The sequence below is a fragment of the Mycobacterium zoologicum genome, from assembly GCF_020181635.2.
Taxonomy (GTDB): Bacteria; Actinomycetota; Actinomycetes; order Mycobacteriales; family Mycobacteriaceae; genus Mycobacterium; species Mycobacterium zoologicum.
This window is the reverse complement of the sequence record NZ_JAYJJS010000018.1, coordinates 78,779-98,052: the sequence shown is the minus strand read 5'-3', so window position 1 is coordinate 98,052 and position 19,274 is coordinate 78,779. Positions and strand designations below refer to the sequence as shown.

22 protein-coding genes, 1 tRNA gene and 1 pseudogene are annotated in these 19,274 nt (G+C 69.1%); 10 read left to right on the top strand and 14 right to left on the bottom strand.

Annotated features, from left to right (window positions below; genetic code table 11):
- Window positions 1–25: 25 nt before the first annotated feature.
- Together K6T84_RS15470 and K6T84_RS15465 are read left to right on the top strand one after the other, a co-directional pair.
- The gene (locus tag K6T84_RS15470; protein WP_224863919.1) at window positions 26–280 is read left to right on the top strand and encodes a type II toxin-antitoxin system Phd/YefM family antitoxin; all 255 of its coding nucleotides are present in this window, start codon (window positions 26–28) and stop codon (window positions 278–280) included.
- The gene (locus K6T84_RS15465) at window positions 273–674 is read left to right on the top strand and encodes a type II toxin-antitoxin system VapC family toxin (RefSeq protein ID WP_224863918.1); all 402 of its coding nucleotides are present in this window, start codon (window positions 273–275) and stop codon (window positions 672–674) included. The genes K6T84_RS15470 and K6T84_RS15465 overlap by 8 nt, the downstream gene beginning before the upstream one ends.
- Before the next feature lie 73 nt (window positions 675–747).
- Here K6T84_RS15465 and K6T84_RS15460 read toward each other — a convergent pair whose 3' ends face one another.
- Window positions 748–1,056 (bottom strand): DUF2710 domain-containing protein, encoded by a 309-nt coding sequence (locus tag K6T84_RS15460; protein WP_224863917.1) that lies wholly within the window; start codon window positions 1,054–1,056, stop codon window positions 748–750.
- A 49-nt stretch (window positions 1,057–1,105) separates the two neighbouring features.
- Complete coding sequence (locus tag K6T84_RS15455) at window positions 1,106–2,707, bottom strand: DUF5631 domain-containing protein (RefSeq protein WP_225401055.1); 1,602 nt, start codon at window positions 2,705–2,707, stop codon at window positions 1,106–1,108.
- A gap of 82 nt (window positions 2,708–2,789) precedes the next feature.
- On the opposite strand from K6T84_RS15455, the gene K6T84_RS15450 reads away from it, so the two are divergent.
- Complete coding sequence (locus tag K6T84_RS15450; protein ID WP_224863798.1) at window positions 2,790–2,948, top strand: hypothetical protein; 159 nt, start codon at window positions 2,790–2,792, stop codon at window positions 2,946–2,948.
- Here K6T84_RS15450 and K6T84_RS15445 read toward each other — a convergent pair.
- The 5 genes from K6T84_RS15445 to K6T84_RS15425 form a co-directional block, all read right to left on the bottom strand.
- On the bottom strand, window positions 2,945–3,259 hold the full coding sequence (locus K6T84_RS15445) for a DUF2694 family protein (protein WP_224863797.1): 315 nt from the start codon (window positions 3,257–3,259) through the stop codon (window positions 2,945–2,947). The genes K6T84_RS15450 and K6T84_RS15445 overlap by 4 nt on opposite strands.
- On the bottom strand, window positions 3,259–3,573 hold the full coding sequence (locus tag K6T84_RS15440) for a type VII secretion target (RefSeq protein WP_225401054.1): 315 nt from the start codon (window positions 3,571–3,573) through the stop codon (window positions 3,259–3,261). Before K6T84_RS15440 ends, K6T84_RS15445 begins: the two co-directional genes overlap by 1 nt.
- A 46-nt stretch (window positions 3,574–3,619) precedes the next feature.
- Complete coding sequence (locus K6T84_RS15435; protein ID WP_224863795.1) at window positions 3,620–4,966, bottom strand: DUF4226 domain-containing protein; 1,347 nt, start codon at window positions 4,964–4,966, stop codon at window positions 3,620–3,622.
- A gap of 78 nt (window positions 4,967–5,044) precedes the next feature.
- Window positions 5,045–5,869 (bottom strand): C40 family peptidase, encoded by an 825-nt coding sequence (locus K6T84_RS15430; RefSeq protein ID WP_224863794.1) that lies wholly within the window; start codon window positions 5,867–5,869, stop codon window positions 5,045–5,047.
- Window positions 5,866–6,636, bottom strand: coding sequence for a helix-turn-helix domain-containing protein (locus K6T84_RS15425; protein WP_224863793.1), 771 nt, complete (start codon window positions 6,634–6,636; stop codon window positions 5,866–5,868). The genes K6T84_RS15430 and K6T84_RS15425 overlap by 4 nt, the downstream gene beginning before the upstream one ends.
- A gap of 163 nt (window positions 6,637–6,799) precedes the next feature.
- Between K6T84_RS15425 and K6T84_RS15420 the strand changes: the two genes are divergently transcribed.
- Both K6T84_RS15420 and K6T84_RS15415 read left to right on the top strand, forming a co-directional pair.
- A complete protein-coding gene (locus K6T84_RS15420; RefSeq protein ID WP_224863792.1) occupies window positions 6,800–7,216 on the top strand; it encodes a WhiB family transcriptional regulator in 417 nt (138 codons plus the stop codon).
- A 48-nt stretch (window positions 7,217–7,264) separates the two neighbouring features.
- Window positions 7,265–8,230: a pirin family protein gene (locus K6T84_RS15415; RefSeq protein ID WP_224863791.1), complete on the top strand. Its 966-nt coding sequence runs from the start codon at window positions 7,265–7,267 to the stop codon at window positions 8,228–8,230.
- A 7-nt stretch (window positions 8,231–8,237) separates the two neighbouring features.
- Here K6T84_RS15415 and K6T84_RS15410 read toward each other — a convergent pair whose 3' ends face one another.
- The 6 genes from K6T84_RS15410 to K6T84_RS15385 form a co-directional block, all read right to left on the bottom strand.
- Window positions 8,238–9,263 carry an NAD(P)H-dependent amine dehydrogenase family protein gene (locus K6T84_RS15410; RefSeq protein ID WP_255613087.1) on the bottom strand — a complete coding sequence of 342 codons (1,026 nt, stop codon included), beginning with the start codon at window positions 9,261–9,263 and terminating at the stop codon, window positions 8,238–8,240.
- 80 nt (window positions 9,264–9,343) lie between these two features.
- Window positions 9,344–10,369 (bottom strand): zinc-binding dehydrogenase, encoded by a 1,026-nt coding sequence (locus K6T84_RS15405; protein ID WP_225401052.1) that lies wholly within the window; start codon window positions 10,367–10,369, stop codon window positions 9,344–9,346.
- A gap of 4 nt (window positions 10,370–10,373) precedes the next feature.
- Complete coding sequence (locus K6T84_RS15400; protein ID WP_224863788.1) at window positions 10,374–11,150, bottom strand: SDR family NAD(P)-dependent oxidoreductase; 777 nt, start codon at window positions 11,148–11,150, stop codon at window positions 10,374–10,376.
- Window positions 11,147–12,769 (bottom strand): fatty-acid--CoA ligase FadD1, encoded by a 1,623-nt coding sequence (fadD1, locus tag K6T84_RS15395; protein ID WP_225401051.1) that lies wholly within the window; start codon window positions 12,767–12,769, stop codon window positions 11,147–11,149. Before fadD1 ends, K6T84_RS15400 begins: the two co-directional genes overlap by 4 nt.
- 8 nt (window positions 12,770–12,777) lie before the next feature.
- Window positions 12,778–13,695, bottom strand: coding sequence for an alpha/beta hydrolase (locus K6T84_RS15390; RefSeq protein ID WP_225401050.1), 918 nt, complete (start codon window positions 13,693–13,695; stop codon window positions 12,778–12,780).
- Window positions 13,692–15,056 (bottom strand): flavin-containing monooxygenase, encoded by a 1,365-nt coding sequence (locus K6T84_RS15385; RefSeq protein ID WP_225401049.1) that lies wholly within the window; start codon window positions 15,054–15,056, stop codon window positions 13,692–13,694. The genes K6T84_RS15390 and K6T84_RS15385 overlap by 4 nt, the downstream gene beginning before the upstream one ends.
- Before the next feature lie 125 nt (window positions 15,057–15,181).
- Between K6T84_RS15385 and K6T84_RS15380 the strand changes: the two genes are divergently transcribed.
- The 4 genes and pseudogenes from K6T84_RS15380 to K6T84_RS15365 all read left to right on the top strand — a co-directional run bounded on the left by K6T84_RS15380 (window position 15,182) and on the right by K6T84_RS15365 (window position 17,376).
- Window positions 15,182–15,799, top strand: a complete 618-nt coding sequence (locus K6T84_RS15380) for a TetR/AcrR family transcriptional regulator (RefSeq protein WP_225401048.1) — start codon at window positions 15,182–15,184, stop codon at window positions 15,797–15,799.
- 470 nt (window positions 15,800–16,269) lie between these two features.
- Window positions 16,270–16,575: pseudogene (locus K6T84_RS15375) on the top strand (type II toxin-antitoxin system TacA family antitoxin); the annotation flags it as partial.
- Window positions 16,572–17,081, top strand: coding sequence for a GNAT family N-acetyltransferase (locus K6T84_RS15370; RefSeq protein ID WP_224863783.1), 510 nt, complete (start codon window positions 16,572–16,574; stop codon window positions 17,079–17,081). The pseudogene K6T84_RS15375 and the gene K6T84_RS15370, both read left to right, overlap by 4 nt.
- Before the next feature lie 7 nt (window positions 17,082–17,088).
- Complete coding sequence (locus K6T84_RS15365) at window positions 17,089–17,376, top strand: hypothetical protein (protein ID WP_225401047.1); 288 nt, start codon at window positions 17,089–17,091, stop codon at window positions 17,374–17,376.
- Between the two features lie 47 nt (window positions 17,377–17,423).
- On the opposite strand, the gene K6T84_RS15360 is transcribed toward K6T84_RS15365, so the two are convergent.
- Window positions 17,424–17,506 (bottom strand) — tRNA-Leu (locus K6T84_RS15360).
- A 259-nt stretch (window positions 17,507–17,765) separates the two neighbouring features.
- Between K6T84_RS15360 and K6T84_RS15355 the strand changes: the two genes are divergently transcribed.
- Window positions 17,766–19,220: an FhaA domain-containing protein gene (locus K6T84_RS15355; protein WP_225401046.1), complete on the top strand. Its 1,455-nt coding sequence runs from the start codon at window positions 17,766–17,768 to the stop codon at window positions 19,218–19,220.
- Window positions 19,221–19,274 lie beyond the last annotated feature (54 nt).

The window sequence follows — 19,274 nt, the reverse complement described above, 5'->3', positions numbered from 1 at the left end:
GTAGCACCAGCGCTACACTCGTGGAGTGAGTCGGGAAATCAGCCAGCGCGAGTTGCGTAACAGCAGCGGTGACATCATGCGCAAGCTCGACGAAGGAGAAGCGTTCGTCGTCACCCGCAATGGCGTGCCCGTGGGGGAACTGGTCCCGCTGCGGCGGCGGTACGTCGTAAACGGCCCGGCACTGGCGGAGGCCTTCCGCGGCGCTCCGCGCATCGAGTACGCGCGGTTCCGCAAGGACCTCGACAGCCACGCCGATCAGGACATCACGCCGCGTGGCTGATACCGGTACCGGCCTGCTCGACACTTCGGTCATCATCGACCTGGACGTTGTTGTCCCGGCCGATCTCCCCGAAGGGGCTTCTGTCAGCGCGGTAACCATGGCTGAGCTCTCCGCCGGCCCGCATGCGACCGACGACCGGGCCGAAAGTGCACGCCGCCAAGATCGGCTGCAACAGATCGAATCCTGGGTGGAACCGCTACCGTTCGACGGTGACTGCGCGAGGGCGTATGGACGGATCTACGCCGCCGGTGTCGCTGCCGGCCGCCAACCCCGGTGGCGCGCTGTCGACCTACTCATCGCGGCGACTGCGCTGGCTGCGGGCCTGCCGCTATACACCCGGAACCCCAACGATTTTCGCGGCCTTGAGGACATCGTCCACATCATCTCCATCTGAGAAACGGCCCCATTCGCGTGCACCCGGAGGCGTCAGTCCACGGTCGCGGCGTGTGACGCGACCGGCATCACTCCTAGCTGCCGTACCGGGCTTCGAAGTCGGCCACCGCCTCTTCGCGCAGGGCGGTGAACACCATGTTGAGGCGATCCGCCAACTCACCGTGGGTGTAATCGGTGACCACACAGGGGTGCAGGGTCAGCTCCAGCAGCCGCCCGTCCGCATTGGCCACCGCCCGCACGTCACCCAGATCGACGCTGTACGTGGTGTTTTCGGCTTCCGCGACGAGCGCTTCCCACTTCTCCGCGGCCTCACGCAGGTCCCGCAGCACGGACTCGACGAGGTCCCTGTCGCTGAGTTCCGTGCGACTGTCCGGCCCCGACATTCACTTAGTATGTCGAGCCCGTGTGAGTAGCGTCAATTCAATGCCGGCCTTACTTCTGCGGGTCCCACTGGCTGGGCTGCGGAGCGCTGAGCGCACGGAACCAGCTGTAGTGGTAGTTGGCCGAGACCCCATCGCCAGCGGCGATGCCCTCGGTCGCGGCCAGCAGCATGCAGTTGAGCACCAGAGCGGCGTCGGCGCCGGGATACTGCGCGAGCAGCTGATAGCGCACGGTGTCCAGATGCACTCGCAGTAAGTCGATTTCAGCGTCGGCCACACCGGTGCCGGTCGCACCAGCCTTCACCAGAGTGTTGGCCATCCGCGGCAGCCCGTCACGCCAGTGGGTGGCCTCACTGAGCTGCCAGCCGAGGTCGTCGACGGCGTCCAGTTCGCGAGGCTGTACCGAGGCTTCGGTCACGCCGAAGTCGCTGGCCCAGCCCAGCCGATCGCCGGGGTGGTAAATGGCCGACGCCGTTGCGTCGCCCAGCATGGCGGCCGCGGTGCCGGTTCGTTGCCCGGGACCGAGCAGGTGCACTTCGGCCGGCAGCTCGATCCCGGACGGGATCCAGCCGTGGGCCAAGTCGGTGACCAGCACGGTCTTGCCGTCGGCGAAGCTGCCGACGGCCCAGCTCAGGCCGGGCTCCTGCCGCGCGACGAACGCCAGCAGGCGCTGCAGGCGCTGGTCATCGGATTCGGTCACGGCCGGCGGGGCCGGGGGTGGCGTGGCGGGTACGACGGGCGGTTCGGGCTCGGCCGCGACGACGACGGGCGGTTCGGGCTCCACCGGAATGAGAACCGTCGGCTCGGAAGACTCCGGCCTGACCACAACCGGCTCGGGCGGGGGCGGCAGGGCCACCACCGGCTCCGGTGGCGGGACCACAACCGGCACCTCGACGACGGGCACCTCGACGACTGGTACCACCTCGACCGGAAGCACAACCTCAACCGGTGGCTCCACCACTGGCTCCGCCACCACCGGTTCCACCAACACGGGCTCCACAACAACCGGCGGCACAACAACCGGCTCCTCCGCCACCGGCACCTCGGGAGCCGGCTCCGCCACCTCCGGGACCGGCGCGGGCTCGGACTCGGGCTCGGGAAGCGGTGCGGGCGGCGCCTCGACCACGACCGGCTCCGGCATCCGATGACGGGCCGCGGGTCTCGGGGCCTCCGGGGGCGGATCGACCGGGCGAGGCAGTTCCACCGCGACGGGTTCCGGCTCTACCGGGGCCGGGATCTGCTCGGTCACCGCCGCCGGGGGCGGGGCCGAATTCAGGCTGGCGTACTGCGGACGAAACTCCAGGGCCTCGTTGTGCAGATAGCGCACCGTCGACTCCACCCGAAGTACGGCGAACGCCCTGGCCACGTTGATCACTCTGGACTCGGCGGTCTGCCGCGCCTGACCCGCCAGCCCCGATCGACCGATCGCATGCAGCTTTTCGTTCGCCGAATCTGCAATGCGCCGCAGATCGGCGTCCAGGTACTCGGCCAGCTGAGCCGTCGCCGGCGTCACCGTCGCCAACTCTGCGGGCCACAGTCCGCCGAGCACCCAGGCACTGCAGTCGACCGGAGCGCTGAACGCCGGGATCGTCAGCGACTCCCGGGCCGCGCTCCGGAGGCGCTGGCGCGCCGACCGTCGACCGAATAGTGCCACCGCGCAAGCGTACCGTTGGCTATCCCCAACCCCTGTGTGTCGTGAATTGTCAGCCCCACAGCAGGTCGGTAGCGTGCATTTCATGGCCGACGTCGGGTCCCCGGGTACGGGATGTGAAGCAACGCTGAGCGAAGTGCTCGCGCTGCTGGAGCGCGCCCGAAACCTGTTCGGTGACACGGTGATCGACGCACCCGACGGCATTGCACCGAGGGCCGATGCCGCCGGGCAGTGGGTGACTTAACGCCCGGTGTGCCGGTCGCCGTGCAGTCGGTGTTCCACCAGACGCTCGGTGGCCACCCGAAGATCGTCGTTGGTGGGCACCGCAGCTGAGGGCGCGTGCCCGGTGGTGACCATGTCGGCCCGGATCTCCAACGCCGCCTTGAGGAACGACACCTCGGCCGTCAGCACGATCGCCTCGGCCAGCCGAGAGACGTCGGCCCCCATGGCTGTCTCGCTCAGCGCCACGCTGTGCAGATAACCGCCGCGGCAGGACCGGAACAGCACGTCGCCGCTGGGATGCGCGGTGTCATATGCCGGATTCGGCTCAGTCATCAGCGCCCATCGGTGAGGTTCCGGAAGGACCTGGCCGCGTCGTCTTCGTGCTTGTTCCACGTTGACACTGCGCCGTGCAGGTTGCCGGCCACGTCCGAATGCTCGCCTGCCTGGCTGTCGTAGCAGCCCTTGCGGGCGTCGAGCATCGAGTCCGCGGCCTGACGCAGGTCACCGTAGATCGGCCCGAGCGAGCTCAGCATCGCCCGGATGCCCTCGTGGGAGGCCGACACGGTAGCCAGGTATTCGGACGTCTCTTGGTGGTTTCCGGCCGCCTTGGTGAGCACGGCGTTGTTGACGTGGATCTCCTGTGGCATGTTTACCTCCCTGGCTAGTCGACGATGACGGTTGAGACGGCGATTTTCAAGCCCACCGGTAGCCGGCGGTGTGTGTAGGGACGGGTTCGGGGACCGGTGCCGGCCCGCCGGCGCGGATCGGGGGATGCTGCCAGCCCAGGAATCCGGGCCCCCGCAGGTTGCCGGCCAGGTGGAGCTGCCCGTCGAGCAGGGCCCGGCCATCGCCCACGGCGAGCGCATGGCGGTCGGTGAACACCCCGATATCACCGGGCTGAAGTTGCGCCTGGTCCACGGGGGCGGTCACGGGTGTGCCCGGCGGCGGGATGGCGATCCCCTGCCGACGGAACGCCTCCGCCACCGGCGTGCCGTCCGCGGCGGCCTGCATGGCTGCGGCCAGCTGCGGATCGGCGACGCTAGTGGTCTGCCCGTCCGGCAGCCGCACGGTCACCGGCCCGTCGTCGGCCGGAGGCTCCGGTGCGGGTCCGCCGGCGTCATCAGCGTCGGCGGCGGTGTCCGTGTCAGCCTTGTCCTCCGGCCCAGCGTCTTCGGCCTCGGTCTCTCTCGGGTACTCCTGGTCACCGATGTCGTCGAACGGGTCCGAGCCCAGTCCGGCCAGCGGCAAACCGGGCGACATCCCCGCCGGCATTCCGCCGAAGCCCGGCGATTCGCCGCCGAAGTTCGGGGGCATCGACGGCATCCCGGGCTGGTAGTGCGCTGCGGCCGCAGGACCGGGTTCGGGCTCCAGTTCGTCGTCGAGGTAAGCGTCGTCCAGGTCGGGGTCGAGCCAGGGATCCTCCTCGTCGGGACCTGCCTTTGCCGGGACATCGGGCATCAACACCGGGTCGGTGACACCCGCGGGGGGCTGCGCGGCCGGTGATGACTCATCGCGGCCGGTGTTGTCGGTGTACAACGCCGTGAGCGCGGTCGTCAGCTCCTGCTTGGCGGTGTCGTCGTCGTCGGCTGCGGCGACCACCCGGATGATCTCGCCCAGTTTGCCGATCAGGTAACGCTGGAACTCGCGGGACCCGGCCGCGGTGCTCAGATCCCACGCCCGCGCCGCGCCGACGATCTCGGCCTCCAGGTTGTCGAGGCGGCGACGGCCCTCCACTGTGTTCTGGCCGGCGTGACGCAACGCTTCTAGGATGTGCCGGTCGAATTCCGCTGTTGCCGAGAGCTGTTGGCGCAGTTCCGCTTCAGCTTCCTTCATGGCCTGTGCTGCGGCGCCCTGCTGCTCGGTAGCTGCCGCGCCGACGATTCGCGGATACGCCGTGCGCAGCTGATCCAGTACCCGGTCATAACCCGCCGACGGCAGCGGCAGAGTCAAGGCGGCCTGTGCCGCACGCGTCGCCTCACCCGCGTTCCCGGCCGTCTCGATCCGGTGAATCACGTCCAACACGTCGTCGCGAGTCGTCACGCTGACCGCTCCATGGCCGGTGACACTACGCAGGGCACGCGACGCCGACAATTCACCCGACCGGGGGCTGTGGACTCCTCAGGACACCGGGCGCCGAATCGCGACATATCCGCCCAGCGGGCTGATCTGAACCGCCGCACCGGGGTGTGGGGCTTCGACCACCAGATTGTTCCCGATCGCCATCTGGACGTGGCCGGTGCTGGGGAACACCAGGTCACCTGGCCGAATCTCGGAGCGCGCCACCGGAATTCCGTCGTAGATCTGGGTGTAGGTGGTGCGCGACAGCGGTACGCCGGCCTGGCGGTACGCCCACTGGGTCAGGCCCGAGCAGTCGAATCGGTCCGGCCCGGTGGCACCCCAGACGTACGGTCTGCCGATCCGCGACAGCGCCGCACGCACCGCCGCCCCGGCGCGAGTGTTGGGCAGCCGCAACCGATTCGGGTCCACACGACGTCGCGCACCGCGATACCGCAGCCGTGCCAACCCGGCCCGGTGCGCCCGGGCACGCCGGTGTGCCGAGAGCACGTGGGCACGTTGGGCTCGCAGTCGTGCCGCGCGCCGGCGCATGGCCTCCCGCTGCGCCAGCGGAGAGTCGGCGGCCGGCCCGTCGGCGCGCGCCGCGGCCAGTACCCCTGCCGTCTGCTGCCGGCCGTGGGCATGGTCGGCGAACGCGGCGGCCAGCACAGCCGTTGCGGCCGCATCGGTACGCGCATTCGCCAACAGCCGTGCCCGCTGGGCACCTACCGTCTGCCGATAGCGCTCGTGCGCCGGGCCGGTGTAGCTGTTCGCGTTCCGTTCCAGCAGATCGGCATAGCGATCGAGTCCGGCATCCAACGTCGCCGGCTGCCCCCCGGCGCCGAAGAGCGCGTGGGCCCTGGTCAGCAGGTCCAGCTCACTGTTCACCGTTGCGCCCCCTCGTTGTGTCGGTCGGTTGCTTCGGCGTCGGCGAACGCGCGCACCCGGGCCAGTGCTCCCGGCGGGATCACGCCGGTGTTCCGGATGTCCCACATCTCCTCGACGGTGATGCCGAGCAACCCGGCGATCACCGGTTCCGGCAGCGCCGAGCGTGTGCACGCCTGGTCGAACCGGCTGGTCAGGCTGGCGGGCATCCGGGCCAACAGGTCGGCGCGGGTGACTTCCAGCGCCTGCAGGTGCGCCATGAGCCGGTCCGCGTGACCGGCGCCGGCGTTGACGGCCACCCGCCAGGAACTGGCCGCCAACATCTCCGCCGTCACGCACTGCGCGATCACGGAAAGAATATACGTCTCGTATTCGTCTGATGCTTCCGAAGGCAGTCTGGCGATCACCGAACGCAGGGCGTCGAGTTGCGCTTCGGCGTATCCCTCCAGGACTTCAGTGTCGCTGTGGCGGTCGACGACGACCGCTCCGGCGGGCCTGGCAGACGACGCTGGAGGTGCGGCGACCGACATCAACTGGGCGAGTTCGGCGTCGGGATCGTCGGCCATCAACAGCCGAGAATAGGTGCCCGGCGGCAGGCCGAGCCCATTCTCAACCTTCTGAACTGTGCTTTTGTGAGCCTTGCGCGCTCCGCGCTCCAGGTAGCTCAAGCCCATGATGCTGACGCCGGTGGCGGCGGCGAGGTCTGCCAGCGACCAGTCGCGCGCCTCCCGCAGGGCCCGGATGGCCGCGCCCGCTGCCTCACGGCTCATCGTTGCGCCCAGGCCATGTCCGGATAGTACACAGCCTGGCCCTTCACTAGTTACATATATGTTTTTATCACCTTCTCTTGCGTTCGGCATATCTGTTCATATATGTTTCCATCTACGTTATCCGTTCCGGGTTACACGTCCGCACAATGAGGAGGTCGTTCTGATGGCACCCCCCTGCTCCGCGAATCCCGAACTGTGGTTCGGCTACCCCGACGCCGACGGAGCCGACGGAGCCGCCAAGGCCCGCGCATACGAACAGTCCTCGACCGAAGCCCGGCTGCAGTGCCTGCGGCGCTGCCCGCTCGCCCAGCAACGCCGGTGCGCCGCGCTGGCAGTGGAACGCGGCGAGGAGTACGGCGTGTGGGCCGGGGTGAAACTGCCCGGCGGGCAGTACCGCAAGCGGGCCGAACTCGCCGCGGCCCACGCGGTGCTGCAGAAGATCGCCGACGGCGAGATCAACACCCGTGAACTCCCCGAGAACCAGGCGCTGCTGGCCAACCACGAACGTCACCGTCTTACGACGCCCGCGGCCGTGTTTCACCTGCCGTCCGGTCCGATCGGTCGCCCGTCTGCGGCCTGAGCGGTAGGGTCGCCGCAACGGCATGGCGCACGGCGCGGAGGTGGGCGGTTGAGCAACCTGGAATCCACTGCAAGTGAATTCGACTGTGCGGCAGGGCCGTCGGAAGGCATCGAGGTGTTGGAGCCCCGCGAGGTTCCGTTGGGCGGGCCGCGGGCCATCCTGGTTCGCCGCACCCTGCCCCAGCGCGAACGCTCGCTGATCGGCGCCTGGTGCTTCATCGACCACTACGGTCCGCATGACATCGCGACCGCCGGGGGCATGGATGTGCCCCCGCACCCGCACACCGGGCTGCAGACCGCGACCTGGCTGTTCAGCGGGCGCGTCGAGCACCGCGACAGCGGTGGCGTGCACGCGGTGGTGCGCCCCGGCGAGCTGAACCTGATGACCGCCGGTGCCGGTATCTGCCACTCCGAGGTCTCGGTCGACGCCCAATCCGCGCCGATCCTGCACGGCGTGCAACTGTGGGTGGCACTGCCGGACGCCGCGCGTGACGCCGAGCGTGCCTTCGACCACTACGCACCCGAGCCGGTGTCGCTGCCCGGTGCGACAGCGCTGGTGTTTCTCGGCGAGCTGGCCGGACGCCGCTCCCCCGTCGAGTCCTTCACTGCGCTGCTCGGCGCCCAACTCGACCTGGAGCCGCGCACCGACCTGGTGCTCGACGTCGACCCGGGGTTCGAGCACGGGGTGCTGTGCGACACCGGGGCCGTGCAGCTCAGCGGCGTGCCGCTCGGTTCCGGCGCGGTCGGCTATCAGGGGACGGGGCACCGGGAGCTGTCGCTGCGCAACCCGGGCGACTCCCCCGCCCGGGTGCTGCTGCTGGGCGGGACGCCCTTCGGATCCGAGCTGGTGATGTGGTGGAACTTCATCGGCCGCAGCCACGAGGAGATCGTCGCGTTCCGGCAGCTGTGGCAGGACGGCGACGAACGCTTCGGTGCGGTGGACGGCTACCGGGGCCGCCTCGACCGGCTGCCCGCGCCGCCGATGCCGCCGTTGCGGCTGCGGCCGCGGAGCTGAAGCGGCCTCAGCGAATGGTTCCGGCCCCGGGAATCAAAGGCAGGTCCAGCGCGGTGACCCAGCCCGGCGGCAGGTCGTTGACGGCCGGCACCGCGTTCAGCGCACGCATCCCGGTGGCCAGGCAGCCCGCGGTCGCCGCGTCACGTCCGGAGCCGTCGGTGAATCGGAACGCCGTCTCCTGCGAAATACTGGGCGTCCCTTCGATATCTACGCGATAGACGTCATCCTGGGTGCCCGACGGCCACTCCGGTGCCGCGTCCTGTCCGATCCGGTTGACATGTTCGAGCTGAATGCGGGTCTCGCCCCGGTAGACCCCGTTGATGGTGAAGCGCACCGCCGCAACCTGACCGGGCTTGATCGCCCCCTTGGCGGTCGGGCGCTCGTTCGGGGTCACCCAGGTCTCCCAGGTCGTGGTGATCTCATCGAGCTCGATGCCGGCGGCGTGCGCGATCATCGGAACCGTTCCGCCCCAGGCGAAGATCAGCACCTCGGGGATCTTGAGCACCGGCTGGAAGTCGGGTTCGCGGCCGATCCCCATCTCGTTCTCGTAGTCCCCGGTGTAGTTGGTGTAGTCCAACAACTCTGAGGCGCGCACCTTGCGGACCTCGGCGCAGACGCCCATCAGCGTCATCGGGAACAGGTCGTTGGCGAAGCCCGGATCGATACCGGTGGTGAAGCAGGACGCCCCGCCGTCCTCGCACGCCTGCGTGATCGGCTTCAGCAGCTCCGGCGGGTTGAGTTTGAGCCCGGGCCACACCCACGGGGTCATCGCCGTGGAGCAGACGTCGATGCCTGCGCGCAGGAAGCGCGACATCAGCGTGATGTTGTCCGCGGCGTGTGCGGCCGTCGGGCCGTAGTGCACCAGCGCGTCGGGCGCCAGGGCGATCAAGGCGTCGACGTCGTCGGTGGCGGTGACCCCGACGCTGGGGATGCCGCAGATCTCCCCGACGTCGCGCCCCACCTTGGCCGGGTCGCTGACGCCGACGCCGACGAGCTCGAACAGCGGGTGTTTGACGATCTCGGCTATCACCATCTTGCCGACAAAACCGGTGCCCCAGAACACAATCCGCTTTGCCACGTGCTGTCCTCTCGCTGGTCGGCGTTCGCCTCACCCTACGGCGTGAGCAGCACTTTCACCACGTCTCCGGACCGGGCAGCGACGGCCCGGTAGGCCTCGGTCGCGTCGTCGAGGGCCATCTCGGTGGTGAAGATGCCGTCCACCTTCAGCCTCCCGGAGACCAGCAGCGGCACCAGCTGCGGCCAGGTCTGCTGCACCGGGGCGGTGGTCATCCGCAGGGTGACGCTGCGGATCAGCGCCGCGAGCGCCGGGAACGGGAAGGGCTGCAGGTCGTGCACGCCGACCACCGACACCGTTCCCCCGGCGCGCACCGCGGTCAGGGCGTCGGCCATGGTGGTGTCGGAGCCGACGGCGTCGATCACCGCGTCCACCCCGCGCCCGCCGGTCAGCTCCATCGCCGCGGCCGTGGTCGACGGTGACGCCGGGGTCATCCCCATGCCGGCCGCCCGATCCCGCCGCTGCTCCACCGGGTCGATGCCGAGAACTGTTGCCGCACCGAGGAACAGCGCGCTGATCCCGGCGCACAGGCCGACCGCGCCTAGTCCGATCACCGCGACCGTGCCGCCGACCGGGATGTCGGCCCGCTGTGCGGCCGCCCATCCGGTGGCGAGGTTGTCGGTGAGCAGCAGGGCCTGCTCGACGCTGATGCCGTCGGGGATCCGGGCCAGCTGAAAGTCGGCTCCCGGCACCGCGAGCAGCTCGGACTGCGCACCGCCGAGTGCGCCGGAGCCGAAGATCAGCGGGCCCGAATGGCAGCGGATCGGGTCCAGGGTGCCGCAGCCGGCGCAGTGTCCGCAGCCCGCCACCGAGGAGACCATCACCCGGTCACCGGCGCGCACCGAGCTCACCTGCGAGCCGACCTCGACCACGGTGCCGATGGCCTCATGCCCCAGCGGCACCGCGTCGACCAGGGGGTAATCGCCTTCGTAGAAGTGCAGATCCGAGCCGCAGATCGCGGTCGCGGTCACCGCCACCACGGCGCCGTCGGCCCCGGGCAGTTCCGCGTCGGGCCGGGTGTCCACCCGGACCGAACCGGGGGCATCGATTACGACACTGCGCATGTGATCAACTCCCTGCCAACGCCTGTACTTTGCCGAGCACGTCGGGGTAGCGCATCAGGTGCGCACCGCCGTTGATGTCGAAGGCCGCCCCGGTGATCCAGGAGGCCCGCTGCGAGGTCAGGAACTCCACGGCGGACGCGATGTCGTCGGGCACACCCTGGCGCCCGAGTGGAGTGTTCTCGATGTACTCGTCGGTCAGGCCGGGGACCATAGCCAGGCCGGCGACCAGGGGAGTGTCGACCAGGCCGGGGGAGACCGCATTCACCCGGATGCCACGGGCGGCCAACTCCAGGGCGGCCACCTGAATCAGCATCAGCACACCGGCTTTGGCGCTGCAGTAGGCGGCCATCGTGGTACCGGGCTGGCGGCCGTTGAGCGAAGAGATCGCTACCACGCTGCCGCCCTCTTCGAGGTTGCGTGCCGCATGCTTGATCACCAGCATGGTGCCGGTGAGGCAGACGTCGATGGTGGTCTGCCAGCCGGACAACTCGATATCGGCAATCGGCCCGATGATCGACAAGCCCGCGCAACTGACCACACTGTGCACCGGCCCGATTTCGCGTGCGGCCGCGAAAGCCGCTGCGACACTTGCCTCATCGGTCACGTCGGCGGCCACTGCGGTGGCGGTTGAGCCGAGTTCGGCGGCCCGGGCGCGGGCGGCGGATTCGTTGACGTCGGCGATCACCACGTGGTCGCCGCGCTCGGCCAGGGCGTGCGCGCTGGCCAGTCCGATGCCCGAGGCGCCGCCGACGATCAGGGCGACCGGTGTCTGACCTGTCATCGGGATGCTCCCGTCGTCGTAGCGGTTCGATAGGTGCGCTGGCGGTCGGGGCGGACCCACAGGGTGTCCGTTCCGACATCGGTACGCTCGGCGGCCAGCACACGCTTGAGGATCTTGTTGGTAGCCGTGGCGGGCAGCTCGGCGGTCAGCCGGACATAGCGGGGCCACGCCTTGGGGGAGAGATCCTCCTGAGCGGCTAGAAAATCGGAGAACTCGGCTTCGCTCAGTCTCGCGTTGTCGCGCAGCACCAGCGCCGCCATCACCTGATCGCCCACGTTGCCATCGGGCACCGCGTAGACCGCTGCCTGGTTGATAGCGTTGTGGCGCATCAGGATTCGTTCGATCGGCGCCGCAGCCAGGTTCTCGCCATCCACCCGCATCCAGTCGGCGGTGCGTCCGGCCAGATAGATCCAGCCGTCGGCGTCCTTATAGGCCAGATCACCCGACCAGTACATGCCGTCGCGCATCCGGTCGGCGGTGGCCTGCTCGTTGTTGTAGTAGCCGGTGAAGAATCCCGACCCGGCGGTGTTGACCAACTCGCCGATGGCCTCCTCGGCGTTGGACAACGCGCCGTGTTCGTCGAAGACCGCCGGTGGGCATTCGGCGATCGGATCGTCTTTGTAGATGGCGACGCCGGGGAATCCGCGGCCCACCGAGCCGGGCGGGGTGCCCTCATCGCGGGTGATGGTGACGGCGTTCTCGGTGGAGCCGAAGGCGTCGACCACGTGCACCCCGAAGCGGCGGGCGAACTCGCCGATGTCGCGTTCGGAGGCCTCGTTGCCGAAGGCGACCCGCAGCGGGTTGTCGGCGTCGTCGTGTTGCTCCGGGTGCGCCAGCAGGTAGGCGAACGGCTTGCCGACGTAGTTCATGTAGGTGGCGCCATAACCGCGGACGTCGGCCAAGAACCGTGACGCGGAGAACTTCGCCGGTGCCATCGCCGCGCCGGCCGCCACCGCGGGGCCGAACCCGGCCGCGATCGCATTGGAGTGAAACAGCGGCATGGACAGGTAGACCACGTCGTCGCCGCCCAGTTCGAACCGTTCGGTCAGGCTCTGTCCGGCCACCAGCACCATGAAATGGCTCACCAGAACGGCTTTCGGGTCGCCGCTGGTGCCCGAGGTGAAGATCAGCATGAACGGGTCCAGCGGTGCGACCTGCCGGTGCGGTTGCAGCTCACCGGCGCCGGCGCACTGCTGCTCCCAGGCCGGGTCGTCCACGTCGATGACGGTGATCCCGGCCAGGTCCAGATCGGGCCGAAGGTCCGCCAACAAACCGGAGTGCTCGGCGTCGACCAGCAGGATCTGTGCGTCGGCGGTGCGCAGGTCACCGATGAGCGCCGAGCCGCGCCGGGTGCTGTTGACCCCGCACAGCACGTAGCCTCCCAACGCGGCGCCGGCCAGTGCGGTCAGCATCGCCGGGGTGTTGCCCAGCAGCGCACCGACGTGCACCGGGCGGGCGGTGTCGGCCCGGTCGATCAGCGCGGCGGCATGGCGGGCGGCGCGGTCGAGGTACTCGCGCCAGGTCCAGCGGGTCTGCCGGCCGTCGGTGTCGTTGTGGAGCACCGCCAGGCCGGTGTCAGCGGTGCGTTCGGCGAGCAACTGCTGCATGGTCTCTGCCATCAGGCCTCCTAACCCGTGACCGTAGCGGTCGTGGCCGCCAGATGCCGGGTCAAAAAGGCGATCTGGTGCTCGACGGCGTGCTCGAACCACGCGCCGCCGGCGAAGACATCGAAGTGATCGCACGGGTAGTGCCGCACTTCGGCGCGGGCGGCGAACGCCGCCTTGGCCGCCGCCCGCGGGGGAGCGCTCCGGTCGAAGTCGGCGATCTGCACCAGCATCGGGCAGCTGATGGCCGCGGCGTGCTTGGCCGCCGGGCGGTAGCCGCCGAGCTGCACGCCGACCTGCGCGTCGATCTCGTTGCGCCAGGTGGGCCCGGCCATCGCGAGGTACGCCTCGTAATAGCCGTCGGCGGTCAGCGTGGCCTGCTCGCCGGGGCGGCCGACCAGTGGGATCGTCGCGGGCTCCCGGCCGACGCGCTGGGCCAGCGCACTGCGCCACCCGGTTGCCGTGGAACGCAGCATCGTCGTCGGGCGGTGCTGACCCAGCGCCGCGACAGCGGCGGCCGGACCGCTGACCAACGGGGTCAGCGAGATCGCGGCGGCAACAGCGGGCAGCGTGGCGGCGACCTCGAAGACGTGGCCGCCGGCCAGCGACACACCCCACAGCACGATGCGCTCCGGATCGACGCCGGGCTGCCCGGCCGCGGCGGTGCAGGCCGCACGGAAGTCGACGATCTGTTCCCGCATCGAGATCCGTTGGCGCGGTTGTCCTTCTGAGGCCCCGAAGTACCGGTAGTCGAACGCAAGCGCGGCGAACCCGGCCGCGCTCAGCCGCTCGGCGAACGGGATCAGTCCGGAGTCGACGGTGCCGCCCAGGCCGTGCCCGAGCACCACGACCGGCGCCTCGGTGCCGTTGTCCCGGGTGGCCGGGAAGAATTGCCCGACGCAGGTGGTGCCTTCGCTGCGGAATCGGATCTCGGTGCTCATCCGGATACCTCCATCGCACGCACGCCGGCCCAACTGGGCGCACCGCGTTCGGCGGCCCGCTGGGCGCCGCGCGGGATCTCACGGGTACGCATGTCGTGTTCGTAGAGGAAGTAGTCGACCTGCTGGGTGTGACGCGGGCTGTTCATCACGTGCCCGGTGTACTTGTGGGTGTCGGCGGCGATCACCCGGCGCATCTCGGCGGTCGACGGCAGCCGGTAGCGGCCGGCCGCGTAGGCACCGATCAGGCGGGCCTGGGACTCCACGAACGGGAACAGCGTCGGCGTCGCCTGGGCGAAACCGGCGAACACCAAGTCCTCGATACCGGGGTAGAACATCCGCTTGTACAAGTCGATCCGGTTGTCCGGTGCGCTGATGAACTCCGGGTCGAAGAACGGGAAGGTGATGTTGTAACCGGTGGCGTAGACGATGATGTCGAAGTCACCGCTGGTGCCGTCGGTGAAATGCACGGTGGCGCCGTCGAATCGGCTGATGTCGGGCTTGGGGATCACATCGCCGGACCCGAGCCGCAGCGGCAGCTCCACCGACTGGGTGGGGTGCGCCTCGAAGAGCTTGTGGTTGGGCGTCGGCAGGCCGAGATCCTCGGGCCGCCCCGACAGGAACGGCTGGACTCGCTGAATCACCTTGCGCTGCCACGACAGCGGAATGTGGGGGCTGGTCCGGTAATACTTGTCGGCGGGCTTGCCGGCCACGTACTTCGGCACGATCCAGGCGCTCGAGCGCGTCGACAGCGTCAGCTCGTTGTCCAGGGCCTTCGACGACAGTTCCACGGCGATGTCGGCGGCACTGTTGCCCAGCCCGACCACCAGGATCCGCTTGCCGCTGAACTCCAGCGGCGTCTTCGGGTCGATGTAGTGGTGGGCGTGCAGCGTCTGGCCGGTGAACTCACCCGGGAACTCCGGCAGACGCGGGTCCCAGTGGTGGCCGTTGGCCACGATCAGCAGGTCGAAGCATTCCCGCCGACCGCCGGCCAGTTCCAGCTCCCATCCGCCGCCGGGTAGCCGCTGCGCGTGGGCGACCGTCATCTCGAACTCGATGTTGCGTTTGAGCTCGAACGCTGCCGCGTAGGCCTCCAGGTACTCCTTGACCAGCGTGTGGTGCAAGAAATCGGGGTAGTGGGCAGGCATCGGGAAGTCTTTGAACGACAGCTGGTGCTTGGAGGTGTCGATGTGCAGGGAGCGGTAGGCGCTGGAGTGCCCGTTGGGGTTGCCGAAGGCCCAGTTGCCGCCGATCCGGTCAGACGATTCGAAGCAGGTGTAGTCGATCGCGTAGTCGGTGAGCATCTTGCCGGCGGTCAGGCCGCTGATGCCGGCACCGATGATCGCGGTGCGGGGTGTGGGCATAGGGACCTCCGGGATCGGGGGTAGACAGGTTCGCAGAAGTGTCTACATGGTGCGCCAGGTCATAGTACACAGATCGTAGAATCTGTCTACCGCCTTGCTACGCTGGCCGCCACAGGAGGTGCACCGTGGAGACAAAGACGCCGCCGGGAACCGCGTCGTCGACAACCGACCGGCTCCTGGATGCGACCGAACATTTGTTGGCCGACAGGGGAATCCGGGCCACGACCATGACCGACGTCGCCGAACGCGCCGGGGTGTCGCGGGCCTGGCTGTACCGGAACTTCCCCGACAAGCCCTCGCTGGTGGGAGCCGCGATCATCCGCCTGGTCGAGACCAGTTGGGCCCGATCACGCGCCGAGCTGTCCGCCATGAACTCCTTCGAGGAACAGTTGCTGGCCGGCGTGCAGATCGGCCGGCGCGCCTACGACGACCCCGGCACCCTGTTGATGCGGCTACGCGCCGCAGAACCCGACGAGTTCACCGCCTGCGCCGGAGCCGGCGTCCGCGACCTGGTGCCCGACCTCGCGGCGTTCTGGTTCCCGTTCATGGCGGCGGCCGCCGCCGCCGGCGACATCCACCCGGACACCGATCTGCCGGAGGCCAGCGAGTGGGTGGCGCGGGTGATGATCAGCCTGGGCAGCGTCCCGGGCAACCACATCGACCCCGACGACCCGGCGTCCCTGCGCCGGCATCTGCGCCGGTACGTGCTGCCGGGACTGCGGCAGGCGCCGACAGGGGAGTAGCTCCTCGACCCCGCACACTTCGCAGATGTGCCGCCAGTGCGGTTCGGTGGCCGTCATTCGTGCCAGTCTCGCCTGTAACAGTGACAGCTACGCGCGGCGAACAGACGAGGAGCGCCTCGGCACCGCACCCCAAAGGTGTTGACCGGGCCGCGCCCACCGCCAGTCCGCCCATCGACCTTGCTGGCGCCTCAAACCGCTCGCGGCGCACGCCGCGGGGTCAGCCAGCATGCCGCCGCCCAGGGTCACGGTGACCGACGACCTCTTCCACGCCGGCAAGCGTGGCCAGATCACCCCGACTACGACCGCCAGCTCCACCGTCAACTGCACCTGTCCGGTCAGGATGCCGAGGTGTTCGTGACGGCCCACGCCCCGCGACCCGACTGGCCCCGGTAACCCTTTCCGTGAGTCAGAGCGTGTTTTAACAGGTATGAAGTGCATCGAGCCTGGTCAGGGGCATGATCAAAACCCTGTTGCATTGTGTGCCTGATAGGCACACAATGGACGGCATGGCTACGAAGACGGAGCGGTTCGCGGTGCGCCTGACTGCTGAGCAGGACGCGCTGATTCGTCGTGCCGCCGAAGTGGAGGGGACCGATCTGACCAACTTCGCGGTGACTGCGACGCTGGCTCATGCCCGCGCGGTGCTCGCCGATCGGCGGCTGTTCATGCTTGATGCGTCGGCCTGGTCGGAGTTCGTGGCGGTGCTGGACCGCCCGGTGTCGCAGAAGCCGCGGCTGGAGAAGTTGTTCGCGGAGTCCTCGATCTTCGACGAGTGAGCAACTACAGCGCGCCCCGGCCGATCAGCGAACACGATGTGGTCGCCGACTTCGACAGCGGCGAACCAACCCTGGATGAGTACCTGCGGGGACGCGCACTGGCCAACCACGTCGAGGGTGCCTCCCGGTGCTTCGTGACGTGCCGGGGCGGCCGCGTCGTCGGGTTCTACGCGTTGGCCTCAGCGGTGGTGGAGCGCGCCGGAACTCCAGGGCGGGTACGGCGCAATATGCCCGACCCGGTTCCCGTGATCCTGCTGTCACGGCTGGCGATCGACCGCAAGGAACAAGGCCAGGGGCTGGGCGCTGCACTACTGCGCGACGCGATCACCCGCGCGGTGGCCGCCGCGGAGATCATCGGGGTGCGGGCACTGCTGGTTCACGCGCTGCACGAGCAGGCGCGCGCGTTCTACGCGCACTTCGATTTCGAGCCCTCCCCGACCGACCCGCTGCACCTGCTGCTGCTGATCAAAGACGCCCGCGCCCTGCTCGACCCGCCGCCGAAGTGACTGGCTGATGCCCGACGACATGGAGAACGCGCCCGAGGACCGGCGGTGGCGACCAGCAGAGACGCTACAGGAGCTTTTCGACCACATGGACGAGTTCTGGCGGTCACCACAGGGCCGGCAGCTTCAGGCCGATCAGCACGCCGCCCAGTCCGACCTGCAAGCGTGGCTGGCCGATCAGTCGGGCGTCGTCGTGGGCCGCCACGGCGGGCAGGTCGCCAACCACCACATCGACCCCGACCACAACTACTGGCCCAACAAACAGAAAACCCCCGGCAAAAGCCGAGGCAATCCGTAACCGATGACGCGACTCATGTGTAACCCATGACCCGACTCATCACATTGTGGGCGAAGGGGGACTTGAACCCCCACGTCCCGAAGGACACTGGCACCTGAAGCCAGCGCGTCTGCCATTCCGCCACTCGCCCGAGCGACCGGGGGAGCCTATCACGGCCGCGCGGGTCCCCTTCCCAGCGGTTGGAGCACGACCACCCACCGTGGTGCTGGCCACGTACCGCTCACCGTGACCCCTTCGTGACCTGGTCTTATCCGATTCTCCGCCGTTTTAGGGTGCCGCCCTGGCTTACCGGGTCGATACCATGTGCAGGGCGGATGCAGCCGGGCGACACGCCGCGGCGGCGTCCCCTGACCGGGTGAGTCGATGACGGCAAGTGAGGCGAACTGCAGATGGACAGCCAGCATGGGCTGGTTCAGCGCATCGAGCGCAAGCTCGAATCCGCCGTGGAGGATGCGATGGCCAAGGTGTTCGGAGGGGAAGTGGTCCCCGAGGACATCGAGGCTGCGCTGCGCCGTGAAGCCGCCGCCGGAGTCCGCGCGTTGGCCGGCAATCAGCTTTTGGCACCCAACGAATACGTCATTACCCTCGGTGTGGACGACTACGACAATGTGGGCGCCGACCAGGAACTGACGTCGAAGGCCTTCGCCCGGCATTTGGCCGGACACATCGGCGAACAGGGGTGGCAAACGTATGGTGATGTGGTTGTCCGGTTCGAGCAGTCGCCGAGTCTGCGTACCGGTCAGGTGCGCACCCGAGGCGCTGTCAATCCGGATGCCCGCCCCAGCCAGACGGTCAATGAACCCCGCCCGCCCCTATCAGAGCATGCGTCTGTCGCAGAATCAGGAGTGTCACCGATGACCGATAACCCGAGCTACCGCGGCGCCCACGGTCAGGACCGTCCGGGCGACGACTATTACGACCCGCGCTACGGCCGGCCGGGCGACGACGCCCGAGGCGGCCACTACGCCCCCGAGCCCGACCCCTACCAGCAGGCTCCGGGTGGTCAGGGCGGGTACGCCCCGCCGCGTCAGGGCGGCTACGACCAGGGCGGCTACGACCAGGGCTACCCCAGCGGCCACGGCGGCCAGGGCGGCTACGGCGCACCCCAGGGCCCGCCTCAGGGCGCTCCTCAGGGCTATGACCCGCGCCCCTCCTACCCGGACCGGGGCGGCTACGGCGCACCCCAGGCAGCTCCCCAGGCGCCCCAGGGCTACCCGCAGCAGCAGCAGGGGTACCCCGGCAGTCAGCCCGGCTACGGCAACGACTACTCCTACCCCGACGAGCAGCGGCAGTCCTACCCCGACCAGGGCGCCCCGTCCTACGGCCGGCAGGACTACTCCCAGCCCGCAGGCCAGCCCGGCTATGACTACGGCCAGCAGGCCCCGGCCGCCGCGCCCGGCTACGACTACGGCCAGGACTACGGCCAACAGGCCCCCAGTGGCTACGGCGAACCCCAGGGCGGCTACGGCCAGGACTACGGGCAGCCCGCCCCCGGCGGCTACGGCGAACCCCAGGGCGGCTACGGCCAGGACTACGGGCAGCGCGCCTACTCGGCTCCGGCGTCGGTCACCCTGCAGCTCGACGACGGCAGCGGCCGCACCTACCAGCTGCACGAAGGCGCCAACGTGGTCGGCCGCGGCCAGGACGCTCAGTTCCGGCTGCCCGACACCGGGGTCTCGCGCCGGCACCTGGAGATCCGCTGGGACGGCCGGGTGGCGCTGCTGTCCGATCTGAACTCCACCAACGGCACCACGGTGAACAACGCCCCGGTGCAGGAGTGGCAGCTGGCCGACGGCGACGTGATCCGCCTGGGTCACTCCGAGATCATCGTCCGGGTCCACTAGCTTCCGGCACACGTCACGCGGCCCGGATAAGCCGGAAGAAGGCCCAGAGCATGC

What these genes read in the sequence shown, in the direction of transcription:
- K6T84_RS15440 (WP_225401054.1), bottom strand. Translation starts at nt 3,573, where the DNA reads ATGCCACAGGAGATCCACGTCAACAACGCCGTGCTCACCAAGGCGGCC.
- K6T84_RS15425 (WP_224863793.1), bottom strand. Translation starts at nt 6,636, where the DNA reads ATGAGCCGTGAGGCAGCGGGCGCGGCCATCCGGGCCCTGCGGGAGGCG.
- K6T84_RS15385 (WP_225401049.1), bottom strand. Translation starts at nt 15,056, where the DNA reads ATGCCCACACCCCGCACCGCGATCATCGGTGCCGGCATCAGCGGCCTG.
- K6T84_RS15390 (WP_225401050.1), bottom strand. Translation starts at nt 13,695, where the DNA reads ATGAGCACCGAGATCCGATTCCGCAGCGAAGGCACCACCTGCGTCGGG.
- K6T84_RS15410 (WP_255613087.1), bottom strand. Translation starts at nt 9,263, where the DNA reads ATGGTGATAGCCGAGATCGTCAAACACCCGCTGTTCGAGCTCGTCGGC.
- fadD1 (WP_225401051.1), bottom strand. Translation starts at nt 12,769, where the DNA reads ATGGCAGAGACCATGCAGCAGTTGCTCGCCGAACGCACCGCTGACACC.
- K6T84_RS15445 (WP_224863797.1), bottom strand. Translation starts at nt 3,259, where the DNA reads ATGACTGAGCCGAATCCGGCATATGACACCGCGCATCCCAGCGGCGAC.
- K6T84_RS15405 (WP_225401052.1), bottom strand. Translation starts at nt 10,369, where the DNA reads ATGCGCAGTGTCGTAATCGATGCCCCCGGTTCGGTCCGGGTGGACACC.
- K6T84_RS15400 (WP_224863788.1), bottom strand. Translation starts at nt 11,150, where the DNA reads ATGACAGGTCAGACACCGGTCGCCCTGATCGTCGGCGGCGCCTCGGGC.
- K6T84_RS15420 (WP_224863792.1), top strand. Translation starts at nt 6,800, where the DNA reads ATGGCACCCCCCTGCTCCGCGAATCCCGAACTGTGGTTCGGCTACCCC.
- K6T84_RS15365 (WP_225401047.1), top strand. Translation starts at nt 17,089, where the DNA reads ATGCCCGACGACATGGAGAACGCGCCCGAGGACCGGCGGTGGCGACCA.
- K6T84_RS15355 (WP_225401046.1), top strand. Translation starts at nt 17,766, where the DNA reads ATGGACAGCCAGCATGGGCTGGTTCAGCGCATCGAGCGCAAGCTCGAA.
- K6T84_RS15460 (WP_224863917.1), bottom strand. Translation starts at nt 1,056, where the DNA reads ATGTCGGGGCCGGACAGTCGCACGGAACTCAGCGACAGGGACCTCGTC.
- K6T84_RS15450 (WP_224863798.1), top strand. Translation starts at nt 2,790, where the DNA reads ATGGCCGACGTCGGGTCCCCGGGTACGGGATGTGAAGCAACGCTGAGC.